The sequence below is a fragment of the Kribbella sp. NBC_00662 genome (assembly GCF_041430295.1).
Lineage (GTDB): Bacteria > Actinomycetota > Actinomycetes > Propionibacteriales > Kribbellaceae > Kribbella.
The window spans coordinates 3,889,887-3,903,875 of the sequence record NZ_CP109029.1; the positions used below are offsets into that span (position 1 = coordinate 3,889,887).

A 13,989-nucleotide genomic window follows, 5' to 3' on the forward strand; every position below is an offset into this window, starting at 1 on the left:
CCCAAACAGCCGAAACCCAATCCGAACGACAGCGCGATCATCCCGCCCACCAAACAGGCGCGGAAATAGCGGCCGTTGACCGGCGAGGTGAGGTTGGGTAACTTCTTGAGGGCGTCGTGAGGACGCGTCGAGACTCGCCGGAAGGCTGGAAGCCACCTCACGTTCCTCTCTCTGCCTGCCCGTGCGAGTCCGGGCCGGAGAGGACGCTTCATGAAGTTGCTGCCGGATCGGCCGACCATCGAGTTCCTGCGCAAGGAAGCCAAGGATCTGCTGGCTGTACTGCGTGAGACCTCGCCGACTGCCTCGCTGGCGGACGCCCAGCGCGCGCTGGCGGGCCAGTACGGACTGCGGGATTGGCCCGCACTGAAAGCTGAAGTCGAACGCCGCATCGCAGCGACACCCGCCGCACCCGATGGGTTGGCCGAGGCGCTGGCCGAGTCGTTCGGCCTCGGCACGATGCTCCGCCCGCCCCGCCCTGTCGCGTTCACCGCGATGGGGCGGTGTTGGGAGCTGACGACCGATCGCGGGCGGTGGCTTGCGGTCACGGTGTACGACTGGATCACCAACGAGCAGGCGGAGCTCGGCGCCAAGCTCAAGGACGCCGCTGTTGCGGTCGGGGTGGCGGCGCCGGTCGCGGTACGGAGTCCGCGGGGGCTCCTGATCGAGCCGGTGCAGGGCGAGAACTGGCGTGTCCACGAGTGGCTCGAGGTCGGGCCGTCGCCGGCGTTGCCTGTGTCCGCGGCAGTCGCGCGGCGGGCGGGTACGGCGTACGGGAAGCTGCATGCGCTCGCGATCCCGACCGAGATGCCGATGAATCCGTACGTCGTTTGGCGGCGGCCGGAGTCGGAGTGGGACAAGCTGCTCGAGCGGGCGCGCACGGGAGGTAAGCAGTGGGCGGATCGGCTCGAGGCGATCCTGCCGGTGTGGCTCGATCTGCAGACGATCGAGACCGTGGTCGATCCCGATGAGCTCATCCTCTGCAACAGCAACCTGATCCCGACGCATGTCCGACTCGGGCGTGACGACGAGCTGATCGTGATGGAGTGGGACTTCGCCGGCTCGATGACACCTGCGCTCGAGCTGGGGTCGGCGCTGACGCAGTGGGTGATGCGGCCGACTCTGAACACCAAGGCGCTGGCGGCGTTCCGCGATGGGTACGGCGATTGGCCGGCGCTGGAGCTGTCGTCGTTCGGTGTGGCGATCACGGGGTGGCTCAACTGGGCATACAACGCGATCTGCGAGGCGATCGATCCGCAGGATGCCGATCATGCGGAGTTTGCCGAGCGGGAGGCTGTCGGGGTGCTCGATCGGCCGATGACGCGGGCGGGGCTCGAGCAGCTACTTCGAGAGTGCGGCGGTTAGGGCTGTCGCTGCCGGCTCGGACAGATGGCCGTGGAGGAGCTCCGTTCGATGGACCAGGCGGGGGCTGGTGAGCGGGACGGCTACCCGAGCCGGAGCCGATCGGGGGAGGACGGCGAGGCCGTGGCCGTCGGCGATCAGGCTCAGGAGGGTGTGGAGGTCGGTGCCGGCGTAGGTGAGGGCTGGGCGGAAGGCGTTGGAGCCGGTGGTTGCACGGAGGATCTGGAGCGGCGCGGCGAGGTCGGGTGCGTCGATCCAGCGGGCGTCGGCGAGGTCGTGCAAGGCGAGGCCTCGCCGACCGGCCAACGGGTGATCGTTGGGCAAGGCAACAACCAACTCGTCGTGCGCGATCGCTGTCGTCCGCAGGTGCATGGCGTCGGAGAGCCGCAACGGATCACTGGGCGCCGCCACTCCATCAACCAACCCGAGCGCAAAGTCTCCGCTGGCCACACCCTCCACAACCCCCTCCCGCCCACAAACCGTCAACCGCACCTCAGTCCCAGGCAACAACCGCCGCACCTGCCGCAATGCAGCAGACAGGTCGCCACTGGAGCCGATGGAGAGTGGGGTGGTGGCCAAGGTGAGGTTGGTCAGAGGGGTGGTTATGGCGCGGCGTACGTCGGCTCGGGCGGCGTCGAGGCGGAGGAGGATGGGGGCGGCGTGTTCCAGGAGGCGGTCGCCGGCGGGGGTGGGGGTGACGGGGCGGCGGTGGAGGAGTGGGGTGCCCAGGTCGGTCTCGAGGGTGGAGATGTGCTGGGAGACGGCTGACTGGGTGTAGCCGAGGCGTTCGGCGGCGGCGGAGAACGAACCGCACTCGGCGACCGTGACGAACGTCCGCAGCAGGTGAGGATCCACGCGGATCAGTATCGCTTATGCAGAGTGCAGAGATCATCGTTGGCGCTGATACCGGAGTCGCGGTGAGGATGGACCCATGAACGCCTACTCCGGACGCATCGCCCTCGTCGGTGACCGCTCGCCGCATGTCCGCTCGCACGTCCGCGTGCCCGGCCTCCTCGACCGGCTGCGTGACCGCGACAACCTCGACTTCGACGCCTACTGGATCCCGACCGAGCTGGTCGACGACGCGATCGAAGGCTTCGACGGGATCTGGCTGCTCCCCGGCAGCCCGTACCGCAGCGAGGCGGGCGCGATCACCGCGATCCGGATCGCCCGCGAGCACGGCATCCCGTTCCTCGGCACGTGTGCGGGGTTCCAGCACGCGATGCTCGAGTTCGCTCGCAACGTCTGCGGGGCCACGAACGTCCAGCACGGCGAGAGCACCCCGGATGCGGACGACCTGCTGATCGTCCCGATGGCGTGCTCACTCGACGGCCACGAGGGCGCGATCCAGGTGACCCCAGGCACCCGGGCGGCCGCGTTGCTGGGCGCCGAACGATCGCTGGAGCGCTACCACTGCTCGTACGGTCTCGACACCAGCAGACTGGGCCTGCTGCGCGAGCACGGCCTCGTCTTCAGCGGGTACGACGACGAGGGCGAGCCGCGCATCGCCGAGCTACCCGAGCACCCGTTCTATCTCGCCACGCTGTTCCAGCCGGAGCTGGCCGGCGACGGCACGCGACCGCACCCGTTCATCCAGGCGTTCGCGCACGCGATCGCCGACCGCAGCGCTCAGATGGTCGAAGACGGCCGGGGAGTCATCCCGGCAGCCACGTAGCAGGCGTCGATGAGCTCCATCGTCGCCAGTGCGTCGTCGGCGTCGCTGAGCACCGGGGCGCCGTTGCGGACAGCCCCGGCGAAGGCCTCCAGCTGATACGTCCACGACGTACGGGTGCCGCGGTGCTCGACCCAGGTGTCCTCCTTGGTCGTCACCACCACCCGGTCGTCCCGCTGCGGCAGCACGTAGAACGGCGCGAGCGCCTCACCGCGGCTACCGACGATCTTCAGGCTGAACTCGACCTCCTCCGCCGCCATGCTGACCCGCACCGCACCGGTCGCACCGTTCGGGAACTCCAGGTCGGCGTTCAGCCACTCGTCCACGCCGGGCAGCCGCTTCCGCTCGCCGGCCCGGGCGCTGACCAGCCTCGGCGCGCCACCGGCGTACGGCGTGAACAGCCGCTGCGCGTGCAGCGCGTAACAACCGACATCCATCACGGCGCCGCCTGCCAGCGGCAGCGACCAGCGCGGGTCGTCCTCCGGCGGCGGAGGCATCACCATGGTCGCCTCGACGTGCTGCAGATCGCCGAGCTCACCCTTGGCCACCAGCTCCAGCATCCGGCGCATCACCGGGTGGTACGCGTAGTGGAACGCCTCCATGAACACCAGTCCGGACGAGTGGACGGCGTCCCGCACCTGCCTCGCCTCGGCCGCGTTGCTCGCCGACGGCTTCTCGGTCAGCACATGTTTGCCCGCGGCAAGCGCCTTGAGGTTCCACGGCCCGTGCAGGCCGTTGGCCAGCGGGTTGTAGATCGCCTCGACCTCGGGATCGTCCAGCACCGCCTGGTACGACGCGTGCACCCGCTCGACACCGTGCTCGGCGGCGAAGGCCTCGGCCCGGTCGGTGTCGCGCGCAGCGACCGCGACCAGCCGGGCGCCGGTCAACGTGGCCGGCTCGACAATGGCCCGGCCCGAGATCCGGGCGGCACCGAGAATGCCGATCCGCAGCGGTTCCATGCCTTCTCCTTCGAGGGTCGGCCGCACGGGCGGCGTACGGCGATCAGTCCACGAGGCGCGTGTTCCGCCGGTAAGGGTAGCTCCCGGATCGGACAGCGAACGTGCCATCCTGCCTGACGATCACTCCGGCCCGACAGCGGCTGCCCGTGATCCGGACGTGGTTCACCCAACGTTCACGCGTTCGTGTCGCGTGTCTGTCGCCGGCCGGCGTGCTCGACGAGCGCCTGGTGCAACTGGTCCGGGTGCCAACGCTCCGTGACCGCGGTCCGCAGTACGTCGGCCTGGGACTGTGGCGCGAGGCCGCCGATCGGCTGGTCGCGATCGAGGTTCGTCGGGAACGCGTACCCCTCGGCGGTTGCCGCGATGACATTCTCGGCCGCGACCGGATCAGCCAGCTCAAGGAGGGCGGGATAGACCGCTTCGATCATCGTGGTCCGGTCGATGCTCTCCATCGCGCGGCCGAAGGCGGAGGAGATCTGCAGGAGGTTCGCCATCCGCTTGATATCGGCCGAGTGGTTGCTCCCGGCGGCGTGGAACAGCGCCGGATTGAAGAACACCGCATCGCCCTTCTCCAGCGGCAGCTGCACGTGGTTCTGGACGAAGTGCTCCTGGAACTCCGGCCGCCGATAGGACAGGTAGCCCAGGCCGTACTTCTGCGAGTGAGGCAGATACAACGTCGGCCCCGACTCCACCGGCATGTCACAGTGCGCGACGGCGCCCTGCAAGGTCAGCACGGACGACAGCCGATGCACATGCTCGGGGTACCGCGCCGCCACCTCGTCGGACTGGAATCCCAGGTGGTAGTCGCGGTGCACGGTCTGCCCCTCGCCGCCCGGGTTCACCACGTTCACCTGTGAGGTCACCTGGTACGCCGGTCCGAGCCAGGCGGTTGCGGCCAACGCGAGCAGATCGTTCGCGTAGTACGCCGTGAACACCTCAGGCGCACCGACCGCGAGCTTCTCGAGCGCGTTCCAGACCCGGTCGTTCGCGCCCGGCTTCGCGAAGTGGTCACCGGCCGCGACACCGGACCGGCGCTGCTCGTCGATCAGGCGGTCGAACTCGGCGGTGGCGGCATCGACGACTTCGTTGCCGAAGGCCCTTTTCAGGACGACGATCCCCGGCCCGTCGGCGAACGCCCGGACGAACTCGGTCTGAACGGTCCGCGGATCGGCGGCCCGGATCCGCGCGGCCTCGTAGACCGGAACCTGCTGCTCGATGCTCGCCGCATGTGGGTACTCGGCCGGATCGGTCCGATCCTTGAGCACGGTCAGCAGGTCGTCGAGCCGGGCGTCGGCGGGGTCCAGCCACATGAGAAGGCTCCTCTCGGTCTACCCCCAGCTAAGCACCTGTCCACGTTCGAGCAAGCGGGTCTGCAGCTTGGCGACGTCCACCTGCTGTACGTCGGTCTGCGCGCGGAGCGCTTGCACGGCGGCGACTGCGGCCGACTCAGCGAGTACGCAGAAGACCGGTTCCATGCGAGTGGCGGCGTACCCGATGTGCGAGGCGGACAGGCAGACCGGGACCAGGAGGTTGCCGGTCTCCTGCGGAGTGATTGCTCGGTAGGGGACCGGGTACGGCCGGCCGGTTCCCAAATGGCCGCCGATGAACATGTCGCCCTCGGTCGCCACGCCCAGCTGACCGGATGCGTTGCGGCTGGCGACGCGTCGTACCGGATAGACATCCACACCGAACAGTGCGAGGCCGATGCTGTCCGCCGGCTCGGTCTGGTTGATCACGTCTGCGTGGGTGATCGTGTACTGACCTGCTAGCCGTCGGCACACCCGGATGTACAGCTGTGGCGGCCAGCCGTCGGTCTCCGGGAAGACGCTCCCATCCAGTCCGTACGCCGCTGTCTCCGCACGGAACGCCGCGGGTACGGACGGGTCTTTGGAGAGGAAGTGGTGGAGTCCACGGAGGTAATCGAGGTGCTGGCGCCAGATACGCGAGCGGACGTCCCAGTTGCCGTCCTGGTACTCGCGGCTCAGACCGAGCGGGGCGTTGGTGATCAGAGAGCCCCGCTGGTAGTTGTACTCGCCTGAGTTGAGCCAGCCGGGGAAGATGCCGGACAGGTCGTCAGCGTGCTCCAGGTATCGGCGGACCAGTTCGTAGTCGGCTGGTGAGTAGTTGTCGGGTGGTGTGAGCGCCACGCGACGCTCCGGCTCAGTTGTCACGTAGAAGCGGTAGTTGTAGGCCTGCGTGTAGTCGTCGGCCGCTCCAACAGGTCGTCCGTGGTCGGCGTCGATCAGCGGTAGCAGTCCGCTGCTGCTGTCACCAGGTACGACGTACGGGTCGATCGGCGTCCAGTTGGTCACCGGACGGACTCCCGCGATCTCCTCGCCGTACGTGTCCCGGGACTCGCGTCCGGTGCGGTACGGGACACCGGCGAGAGCCATCAGGTCGCCCTCGTACGACGCGTCGATGAAGACTGTCGCGTGGACCTCCCGGTCCGGGACCGACTCGGCGGCCGGCAGCGGTACGCCCCACCGGTCGGGCGACGAGGTCTCGAGTTGCAGCGACGTGATGCGGTTGCCGGTGCGGCTCACGGAACGCACGCGGCGTTCGAAGATCACCTCGATGCCCGCCGCGGTGATCCACTCGTGGAACGCGTTCAGCACGCCGTGCGGTTGATTGCCGAACCCGAACACGACATCGCGGGTCAGTCCTCCGGCAGCGGCCGGAACCGGGCAGTCCTGTGCCGGCTTGATCCCCGCGCTCAGCATCCCGCCGAGCCAGCGACTCGGCTCGATCAGCACCACCGACGCGCCTTCCTGGTGCGCCGTCATCGCCGCGACACAGCCCGCGGCGGTTCCTCCGTACACGCAGACATCGACCATGGCATGCACTCTGCAACAGTCAGAGCTCACGCAAAATATCGCTGCTGAGCATCTCCATGTACTTTCTTGCCATGCTCGAGTTGGACGGCTACCTGCTCGCGCTGCCCCGCGCGCAGTTCGACCTGGCCTTCGACACCTACGACACCTGGTGTCTGCTGCTCCCCATCGCCGGCTCCTTCGACTACGAGGTCGCCGACGCGCGCGGGACCGCGAAGTTCGGCGACATCGTCGTCTGCCCACCCGGCGGCACGCTCCACCGCCGCATGCGCACCCGGACGTCGTTCTTCCACGCCCGCTTCACCACAGAACTGGACCCACCACCCGGCTGCAGCCGCGTCCGCGACCTCGACCGGCTCCGTGGCAACCTCAAGCTGCTCGAGCACGCCGGCGGCGCGATCGCCACCCACGTCGTCACCGACCTCGTCCTGATGCTCCGCCGCACCCGTTCCCCGCAAGACCCGCTGGTCCACAGCGCGCTCACATACCTCAACGAGCACTACGCCTCACCGGACCTGTCGTTGACCGAGCTGTCGGCCGTCCTAGGCATCAGTCCGTCGCAGCTTTCTCGACGATTCCGAGCGGTCCGCGGCATCACCGCCGTCGCCTACCTGCGTGACCTCCGCCTGCAGAAAGCGCGTGAGCTGCTGACCGAGACCGACCAGACGCTCCAGCACATCGCCGAGCGCACCGGCTACCGCAGCGCGTTCTACCTCAGCCGGGTCTTCAGCGCGCAGACAGGGCAGTCGCCGTCGGAGTATCGCCGTACCAGCCGGGTCTGAAGCGTTTTAGGGTTAGCCATGCGCACAGACCACGGGCTGCCGGTGGTACGGCTGGGACTGATCGGGGCCGGCCGGATCGGCACGATGCATGCCGCCAATATCGCCCGGCACGTACCCGGCGCCGAGCTGGCGGCCGTCGCCGACACCAGGCCGGAAGCTGCCCGGCAACTCGCAGCCCGGTACGACGCCGCGGCGGTGACCGTCGACGAACTGCTGAAGGATCCGGAGCTCGACGGCGTGGTGATCACGTCTCTCGCGATCTCGCACTCCGAGCTGATCACCCGCGCGGCCGAGGCAGGCAAGGCGGTCTGGTGTGAGAAGCCTGCATCCCTGACGCTGGCGGAGCTGGACCGGGCGATCGCCGCGACCGACCGCGCGGGTGTCCCGTTCCAGGTCGGCTTCAACCGCAGGTTCGCCAAGGACTTCGCGGCGGCACGCCGGACTATCGAGGACGGCGGTATCGGAACACCCCGGCTGATGCGCTCGATCACCCGCGACCCCGGCCGTCCCGGAGGCCTCCGGCACGCCGCCCGCATTCCGCAGTGGACGATCTTCCGCGAGACGCTGATCCACGACTTCGACATCCTGCTCTGGCTCAATCCCGGTGCGCGGCCGGTCGAGGTCTTCACGACGGCGGATGCGCTGGTGGCACCGGAGTACAAGGGAGCTGGACTGATCGACACCGCGGTCGTGGTGATCAGGTTCGACAACGGTGCGATCGCGACGGCCGAGGCGAACTTCTCGTCGTACTACGGGTACGACGTACGCGGTGAGGTCTTCGGCAGTGAGGGCATGGTCGTAGCTGGTCAGCTCGCGAGCAGTGCACTCGCGCACTACAACGCCGGCGGAGTGCACCAGCAGACGCTGCGCAGTGACGAGGAGATGTTCCACGAGGCGTACGTGCAGGAGCTGGCCGACTTCGCGGACGTGGTGCGGACGAACGGCGTACCGCCGGTGACCGGGGAGGACGCACGGGCCGCGTTGCAGGTGGCGCTGGCGGCGATGGCGTCGTACGAAGAGCACCGCCCGGTGCAGATCATGTGATCAAATCCGGGTGGTGGGTCGACGGAATCGGGTCCAGCATTCAGGATGTGCCCATGAGTACCGTCCAGGTCCAGGTCGATCGGAACAGCCGTACGCCGTTGCACGTTCAACTGGCGCAGCAGCTCGAAGCGGCCATCCAGGGCGGTGAATTGCCGGTCGGCTCCCGGCTGAGCAACGAGGTGGACCTGGCCGAGGCGTACGGGCTCAGCCGCCCGACTGTGCGCCAGGCGATCGCCCGCCTGGTCGACCAGGGCCTGCTGGTCCGCAAACGCGGGGTCGGCACCCAGGTCGTCGGGAACTCCGGCCAGGTCCGCCGGTCCCTCGAGCTGACCAGCCTGTACGACGACCTCGCCGCCGCGCATCGTAAGCCTGAGACCGAGATCCTGCGCTTCGGGATCTCGCCTGCGACCGCGGAAGTTGCGACCGCACTGCAGTGCGAGCTGGGCGACCGAGTGCTGAGGCTGGAGCGACTCCGTCGTGCGGACGGCGAGCCGTTGGCTCTGATGCGCAATTGGCTGCCGCCGGAGCTCCTGGAGACCGACCCGACCACGCTGGCCGAGCGGGGTCTCTACCAACTGCTGCGGGCCGAGGGTGTCCGCCTGAAGGTCGCGCACCAGACGATCTCTGCCATTCCTGCGACACCCGAGCAGGCACGGCTGCTGGCGGAGGAGCCGGGCTCACCACTTCTCGCGACCACCCGCGTCACATACGACGACCACGGCCAGCCGGTCGAGTACGGCTCCCACCTGTACCGCGCGAGCCGGTACTCGTTCGAGCACACGCTGGTGCACCGCTAGGAGACCCGCGGCGGGTACACCCACTGCTTGCTGCGAGCGATCTGTGTCAGCTGAGCGATCGACAGGATCGGCGCGGGTCGGCTGTGCTCGACGCCGTGGTCGTTCGGCGCGTTGTAGTTGCTGATGCTGATCTGTCTACCGTCCCGGTAGAAGAGCTCGACGGTGGTCACTCTGATGCCGCCAGGGTTGGGCTGGTCGGTGTACAGCGGCCGGTCGGCGTAGGCGACGTACACCGTGCCGTCCGGCTGGACGGTGCACGTGCCGGGAGGGGAGCCGTTGCAGTCGGTGTTCGGCTGGGCGGTCATCATGTCGACCGTGAGCAGTCCGGCACCGCGGCCGTCGTCGAGTACTACGGACAGGGTGCCGTCTTCGGACGTGCTGGTGTGACCGCGGTGCAGGCTCTTGGGCAGTAGTGCGGCCAGAGTCTCCGCCGGCGTCAACGGCGTCGGGCGGTGTGCGCTCGGCGTACCAGCCGGCTCCACAGTGGGCGCTGCGTCGTGCTGGAGCAGTTGCGTGCTCCCGATGATGATGCCGACGGTCGCCAGGACGGCGGCTGCGCCGGACAGGCCGGCCAGTGCGGTCCGGCGGCGACGCAGGACCTTGCCGCGACGGATGCCTCGGGCAACCAGCTCGGGAGTGGCCGGTTGGAGGTCCTCGGTGGCCCGCCGCATCAGGTCGGGGAGGCTGTCGTGAAGGTTGGTCATGGTGCTCCCAGCTCAATGTGCGGTCAAGTGGACGGCTTCGTCGCCGAGCACCGCTCGTAGGCGGCCCAGTGCGCGCGACGTACGCGTCCTGATCGCACCGGTGTTCTTACCGAGGTCCTGCGCGACCTGCTCGGTGCTGCGGTCCTCGAAGTACCGCAGTACCAGCACGGCACGGTCCAGCGGGGACAGCTCGGCCATCGCCTGCAGCAGGGACAGCCGCAGCGCGTGGTCGCCCGGAGGGTCCGCACGGTCGGGTGTGCGCTCGACCGGCCGCTCCGTCGAGCTCCGGCGTCGCCGCTGCGAGATGAACGTCCGCGCCAGCACAGTCTGCGCGTACGCCGCTGGGTTGTCCGCCTGCTCCACCCGCCGCCAGGCCCGGTACAGCTTGGCCAGCGTCTCCTGGACCAGATCCTCCGCCAAGTGATGCTCGCCGGCTAGCAGCCAGGCGGACCGGTACAGCTGGGGTGTCCGCGCCCGCGCGAACTCCTCGAAGTCCTGTGTAGACCGTGTCAAACACCCTCCCGAGGTCGTCTACACCCGGTTCGACGCCACGAGTCGGCGTTCTGTTACCGCCGGATTGCAACAAGCTGCAAATTCCTGGACGGGCCGTGAGGCGATGGATACGGTGAGTGAGCCCTCCGCGTGTCACGGTTGTCCACAGGGCCGCCTACGCGAGTGGCGCCGGCCGCTCCGGAGTTGAAAGGATGGTCGCGCATGGTGACCGCGTGGTCGCCGGACGGGACACACACGGGGAGATCGATGACAGCGGACAGGCTCGACGCGCACCGATCCGGCTGGGACGGCGCCATCGAGCTGATCGACGCCCAGGTGCGCGACGTCGTGCGCCGCGAAGGCATCGACCCGCTCCGCGACCCCGCCGCGGTGAACGCGATCGTCGCCCTGGTCGTGAAGGAGTACGACGAGCGCAGCCTGACCGGCGTGGTCCCGCCGATCGGGGACGTGGAGGCGGTCAGCCGCGAGGTGCACGACCGGGTCGCGGGTTTCGGGCCGCTGCAGCGCTACCTGGACGACCCCACGGTCGAGGAGATCTGGATCAACGAGCCGAGCCGGGTGTTCATCGCCCGGGAGGGCCGGCACGAGCTGACCACGACCGTGCTGACCGAGGAGGAGGTCAGCGATCTGGTCGAGCGGATGCTCAAGACCACCGGCCGCCGGATCGACGTGTCGCAACCGTTCACCGACGCCCGGCTGCCGGACGGGAGCCGGGTGCACATTGTCCTGGGCGGGATCACCCAGCGATACGCGGCGATCAACATCCGCAAGTTCACCGTCCGGGCGACCCGGTTGAGCGACCTGGTCCAGCTGGGTTCGCTGACGCCACACGCAGCCGCGGTGCTCGAGGCATCCGTTGCCGTCGGCCTCAATGTGCTGGTCTCCGGTGGCACGCAGGCCGGCAAGACCACGATGCTGAACGCACTGGCAGGTTCGATCCCTGGCAGCGAGCGGGTGATCAGCTGCGAGGAGGTCTTCGAGATCAAGCTGCCGATCCCCGACTGGGTCTCGATGCAGACCCGTCAGGCCGGTCTCGAGGGCACCGGCGAGGTGCGGCTGCGCGACCTGGTCAAGGAGTCACTACGGATGCGGCCGTCCCGCGTCATCGTCGGCGAGGTCCGCGGCGAAGAGTGCCTCGACCTGCTCCTCGCGCTGAACAGCGGCCTCCCCGGCATGTGCACGATCCACGCGAACTCCGCTCGCGAGGCGCTGACGAAGATGTGCACGCTTCCGCTGCTGGCCGGTGAGAACATCGGCTCCCGGTTCGTGCTGCCGACTGTGGCCGGGTGCGTCGACATCGTCGTCCATCTGGGGATCGCGGCGGACGGGCATCGGCGGGTGCGGGAGATCGTCGCCGTGACCGGGCGGGTCGAGGAGCAGGCGATCGAGACCGAGTCGCTGTTCGTGACGTACGACGGGTATCTGCGCCGCGCCGAGGGGCATCTGCCCCATCCGGAGCGCTTCCAGCAAGCGGGGTACAACGTGGCCGGGCTGCTGACCGAGCTGCCGCGGGGCGTGGGCTGATGGGACTCCTGATCGGGCTGTTCTTCGGAGTCGGTCTGCTGCTGATCATCGCGGCGTTCGTGGCGCCATCCGAAGCGGCCGCGGGCGAGGAAGGTCGGTTGCGTCGCAAGTGTCGTGAATTGCTTGCGAGTGCAGGGATCGAAGGCCTGACACCCGGTGCCTTCATCGGTGCCTGTGTGATCACCGGGCTGGCCGGGTTCGTGCTGATGTTTCTCGTCTCCAGGGCTTTGCCGGTCGGTGCTGTGTTCGGGTTGATGGCCGGATGGTTGCCGATCGCACTGGTGCGGTCGAGGGCTCGTCGACGGCTGGCCGAGTTCCGCGAGCTGTGGCCTGATGTGGTGGACAACGTCGCCTCCGCGGTGCGTGCCGGATTGTCGTTGTCCGAGGCATTGGCTCAGGTGGGTGAGCGCGGACCGTTGCCGCTGCGCGAGCCGTTCCGGCGGTTCGGTGCCGACTATGCGTCGACGGGCCGGTTCGCCGAATCGCTCGACCGGTTGAAGGCGCGGTTGGCCGACCCGGTCGGTGACCGTGTGGTCGAGGCGCTGCGAATCGCGCGCGAGGTCGGCGGTGGCGACCTGGGCCGCCTGCTGCGATCGCTGTCGACGTTCCTGCGCGACGACGCGCGGACCAGGTCCGAGCTCGAGTCGCGGCAGTCGTGGTCGGTGAACGGTGCCCGGGTCGCGGTCGCGGCGCCGTGGCTGGTGCTGGCGATGCTGTCGTTCCAGGGCGATGTGATCCAGCGGTACAACTCGCCGGTCGGCGCGCTGATCATCGCCGCGGGTGCAGCCGTCTGCGTGGTCGCGTACCGGTTGATGCTGCGGATCGGCCGCCTGCCCGAGCCGGAGCGGGTGCTGCGATGAGCCCGATGCTGCTCGGTGGATTCCTCGGTGCCTTGCTAGGCGTCGGGTTGCTCGTCGTCGTGCTGCGGTTGCCGTTCTTGCGGAAACCAACGGTCGACGAGCGGATCTCGCCGTACCTGCGGGATCTCGGGGCGCCGGATGTCTTCGTCGGCGTGGTGGATTCGCGGTCGCCGTTCTACGCGATCCTGCGGCTGTTCGGGCCGTCGCTGCGGTCGGCGGCCGCACGACTCGAGCGGATCCTGGGTGGTGCGAACACGATCCGGCGACGGCTGCAGCGTGCCGGGATCGAGCGGACCGTGGAAGAGTTCCGGATCGAGCAGCTGCTGTGGGGCGCGCTGGCCTTCGGTGCCGGCCTGGTGGTCTCGATCGTCGCGGCGGCGTTCAACACCGGCGACCCGGTCGGCCTGATGGTGTTCTGCGTGGTTCTCGGTGTTCTCGGAGTGCTCGGCCGCGATACCTATCTGACCGCACAGGTCCGCCGCCGCGAGCGGCGACTGCTTGCCGAGTTGCCGACGGTCGCCGAGCTGCTGGCGTTGTCGGTTGCTGCCGGCGAAGGCCCGGCGGCGGCACTCGACCGGGTGACGCGATCATGCCGGGGCGACCTGGCCGACGAGCTGGAAAGGGTCCTGGCCGAGACCAGGGCGGGGGAGTCACTGGTCCGCGCGCTCGACGCGCTCGCGGACCGCACCGGATTGCTGGCGCTGTCGCGCTTCGCGGACGGGCTGGCGGTGGCGCTCGAGCGCGGCACTCCGTTGGCCGACGTACTGCGGGCGCAGGCCGCCGACATCCGGGAGGCGGGGCGCCGTGAGCTGATCGAGTCGGGCGCCCGCCGCGAAGTAGCCATGATGGTGCCGGTGATCTTCCTGGTCCTCCCGGTGACCATCGCCTTCGCCTTCTACCCGGGCGCTGTCGGAATCCGGCTGATCGCCGGATGAATCGAGGAG

The 13,989-nt window shown here is 68.8% G+C and carries 14 protein-coding genes; 8 read left to right on the top strand and 6 right to left on the bottom strand.

Annotated features, from left to right (window positions below; genetic code table 11):
* Positions 1 to 210: 210 nt before the first annotated feature.
* Positions 211 to 1,362 carry a phosphotransferase gene (locus tag OHA10_RS19555; RefSeq protein ID WP_371407670.1) on the top strand — a complete coding sequence of 384 codons (1,152 nt, stop codon included), beginning with the start codon at positions 211 to 213 and terminating at the stop codon, positions 1,360 to 1,362.
* Here OHA10_RS19555 and OHA10_RS19560 read toward each other — a convergent pair.
* Complete coding sequence (locus OHA10_RS19560; protein WP_371407671.1) at positions 1,339 to 2,214, bottom strand: LysR family transcriptional regulator; 876 nt, start codon at positions 2,212 to 2,214, stop codon at positions 1,339 to 1,341. The two genes, OHA10_RS19555 and OHA10_RS19560, sit on opposite strands and share 24 nt — an antisense overlap.
* 76 nt (positions 2,215 to 2,290) lie before the next feature.
* Here OHA10_RS19560 and OHA10_RS19565 point away from each other — a divergent pair, with 76 nt between their 5' ends.
* Positions 2,291 to 3,034, top strand: a complete 744-nt coding sequence (locus OHA10_RS19565) for a hypothetical protein (RefSeq protein WP_371407672.1) — start codon at positions 2,291 to 2,293, stop codon at positions 3,032 to 3,034.
* Here the strand turns inward: OHA10_RS19565 and OHA10_RS19570 are convergent.
* The 3 genes from OHA10_RS19570 to OHA10_RS19580 all read right to left on the bottom strand — a co-directional run bounded on the left by OHA10_RS19570 (position 2,989) and on the right by OHA10_RS19580 (position 6,824).
* The gene (locus tag OHA10_RS19570; RefSeq protein WP_371407673.1) at positions 2,989 to 3,990 is read right to left on the bottom strand and encodes a Gfo/Idh/MocA family protein; all 1,002 of its coding nucleotides are present in this window, start codon (positions 3,988 to 3,990) and stop codon (positions 2,989 to 2,991) included. The genes OHA10_RS19565 and OHA10_RS19570 overlap by 46 nt on opposite strands.
* A 173-nt stretch (positions 3,991 to 4,163) precedes the next feature.
* Positions 4,164 to 5,300, bottom strand: coding sequence for a phytanoyl-CoA dioxygenase family protein (locus tag OHA10_RS19575; RefSeq protein ID WP_371407674.1), 1,137 nt, complete (start codon positions 5,298 to 5,300; stop codon positions 4,164 to 4,166).
* Positions 5,301 to 5,318: 18 nt separating this feature from the next.
* Positions 5,319 to 6,824: an FAD-dependent oxidoreductase gene (locus tag OHA10_RS19580; RefSeq protein ID WP_371407675.1), complete on the bottom strand. Its 1,506-nt coding sequence runs from the start codon at positions 6,822 to 6,824 to the stop codon at positions 5,319 to 5,321.
* Positions 6,825 to 6,895: 71 nt separating this feature from the next.
* On the opposite strand from OHA10_RS19580, the gene OHA10_RS19585 reads away from it, so the two are divergent.
* Genes OHA10_RS19585 through OHA10_RS19595 form a run of 3 tightly spaced genes read left to right on the top strand, consistent with a single transcriptional unit; the run spans position 6,896 to position 9,444 of the window.
* Positions 6,896 to 7,603, top strand: coding sequence for a helix-turn-helix domain-containing protein (locus tag OHA10_RS19585; RefSeq protein WP_371407676.1), 708 nt, complete (start codon positions 6,896 to 6,898; stop codon positions 7,601 to 7,603).
* Between the two features lie 18 nt (positions 7,604 to 7,621).
* Positions 7,622 to 8,647, top strand: a complete 1,026-nt coding sequence (locus OHA10_RS19590; RefSeq protein ID WP_371407677.1) for a Gfo/Idh/MocA family oxidoreductase — start codon at positions 7,622 to 7,624, stop codon at positions 8,645 to 8,647.
* 53 nt (positions 8,648 to 8,700) lie between these two features.
* Positions 8,701 to 9,444 carry a GntR family transcriptional regulator gene (locus OHA10_RS19595; protein WP_371407678.1) on the top strand — a complete coding sequence of 248 codons (744 nt, stop codon included), beginning with the start codon at positions 8,701 to 8,703 and terminating at the stop codon, positions 9,442 to 9,444.
* Here OHA10_RS19595 and OHA10_RS19600 read toward each other — a convergent pair.
* On the bottom strand, positions 9,441 to 10,148 hold the full coding sequence (locus OHA10_RS19600; RefSeq protein WP_371407679.1) for a hypothetical protein: 708 nt from the start codon (positions 10,146 to 10,148) through the stop codon (positions 9,441 to 9,443). The genes OHA10_RS19595 and OHA10_RS19600 overlap by 4 nt on opposite strands.
* A 12-nt stretch (positions 10,149 to 10,160) precedes the next feature.
* Positions 10,161 to 10,661, bottom strand: coding sequence for a SigE family RNA polymerase sigma factor (locus OHA10_RS19605; RefSeq protein ID WP_371407680.1), 501 nt, complete (start codon positions 10,659 to 10,661; stop codon positions 10,161 to 10,163).
* 246 nt (positions 10,662 to 10,907) lie between these two features.
* Here OHA10_RS19605 and OHA10_RS19610 point away from each other — a divergent pair, with 246 nt between their 5' ends.
* Genes OHA10_RS19610 through OHA10_RS19620 form a run of 3 tightly spaced genes read left to right on the top strand, consistent with a single transcriptional unit; the run spans position 10,908 to position 13,980 of the window.
* Positions 10,908 to 12,185 carry a CpaF family protein gene (locus tag OHA10_RS19610; protein WP_371407681.1) on the top strand — a complete coding sequence of 426 codons (1,278 nt, stop codon included), beginning with the start codon at positions 10,908 to 10,910 and terminating at the stop codon, positions 12,183 to 12,185.
* Entirely contained in the window at positions 12,185 to 13,045 is an 861-nt protein-coding gene (locus OHA10_RS19615) for a type II secretion system F family protein (RefSeq protein ID WP_371407682.1), read from the top strand. Before OHA10_RS19610 ends, OHA10_RS19615 begins: the two co-directional genes overlap by 1 nt.
* On the top strand, positions 13,042 to 13,980 hold the full coding sequence (locus OHA10_RS19620) for a type II secretion system F family protein (RefSeq protein ID WP_371407683.1): 939 nt from the start codon (positions 13,042 to 13,044) through the stop codon (positions 13,978 to 13,980). The genes OHA10_RS19615 and OHA10_RS19620 overlap by 4 nt, the downstream gene beginning before the upstream one ends.
* Positions 13,981 to 13,989 lie beyond the last annotated feature (9 nt).

Coding starts and splice junctions, on each gene's coding strand:
- OHA10_RS19580 (WP_371407675.1), bottom strand. CDS start 6,824: ATGGTCGATGTCTGCGTGTACGGAGGAACCGCCGCGGGCTGTGTCGCG.
- OHA10_RS19590 (WP_371407677.1), top strand. CDS start 7,622: ATGCGCACAGACCACGGGCTGCCGGTGGTACGGCTGGGACTGATCGGG.
- OHA10_RS19555 (WP_371407670.1), top strand. CDS start 211: ATGAAGTTGCTGCCGGATCGGCCGACCATCGAGTTCCTGCGCAAGGAA.
- OHA10_RS19570 (WP_371407673.1), bottom strand. CDS start 3,990: ATGGAACCGCTGCGGATCGGCATTCTCGGTGCCGCCCGGATCTCGGGC.
- OHA10_RS19565 (WP_371407672.1), top strand. CDS start 2,291: ATGAACGCCTACTCCGGACGCATCGCCCTCGTCGGTGACCGCTCGCCG.
- OHA10_RS19620 (WP_371407683.1), top strand. CDS start 13,042: ATGAGCCCGATGCTGCTCGGTGGATTCCTCGGTGCCTTGCTAGGCGTC.
- OHA10_RS19600 (WP_371407679.1), bottom strand. CDS start 10,148: ATGACCAACCTTCACGACAGCCTCCCCGACCTGATGCGGCGGGCCACC.
- OHA10_RS19575 (WP_371407674.1), bottom strand. CDS start 5,300: ATGTGGCTGGACCCCGCCGACGCCCGGCTCGACGACCTGCTGACCGTG.
- OHA10_RS19610 (WP_371407681.1), top strand. CDS start 10,908: ATGACAGCGGACAGGCTCGACGCGCACCGATCCGGCTGGGACGGCGCC.
- OHA10_RS19595 (WP_371407678.1), top strand. CDS start 8,701: ATGAGTACCGTCCAGGTCCAGGTCGATCGGAACAGCCGTACGCCGTTG.
- OHA10_RS19585 (WP_371407676.1), top strand. CDS start 6,896: ATGCTCGAGTTGGACGGCTACCTGCTCGCGCTGCCCCGCGCGCAGTTC.
- OHA10_RS19615 (WP_371407682.1), top strand. CDS start 12,185: ATGGGACTCCTGATCGGGCTGTTCTTCGGAGTCGGTCTGCTGCTGATC.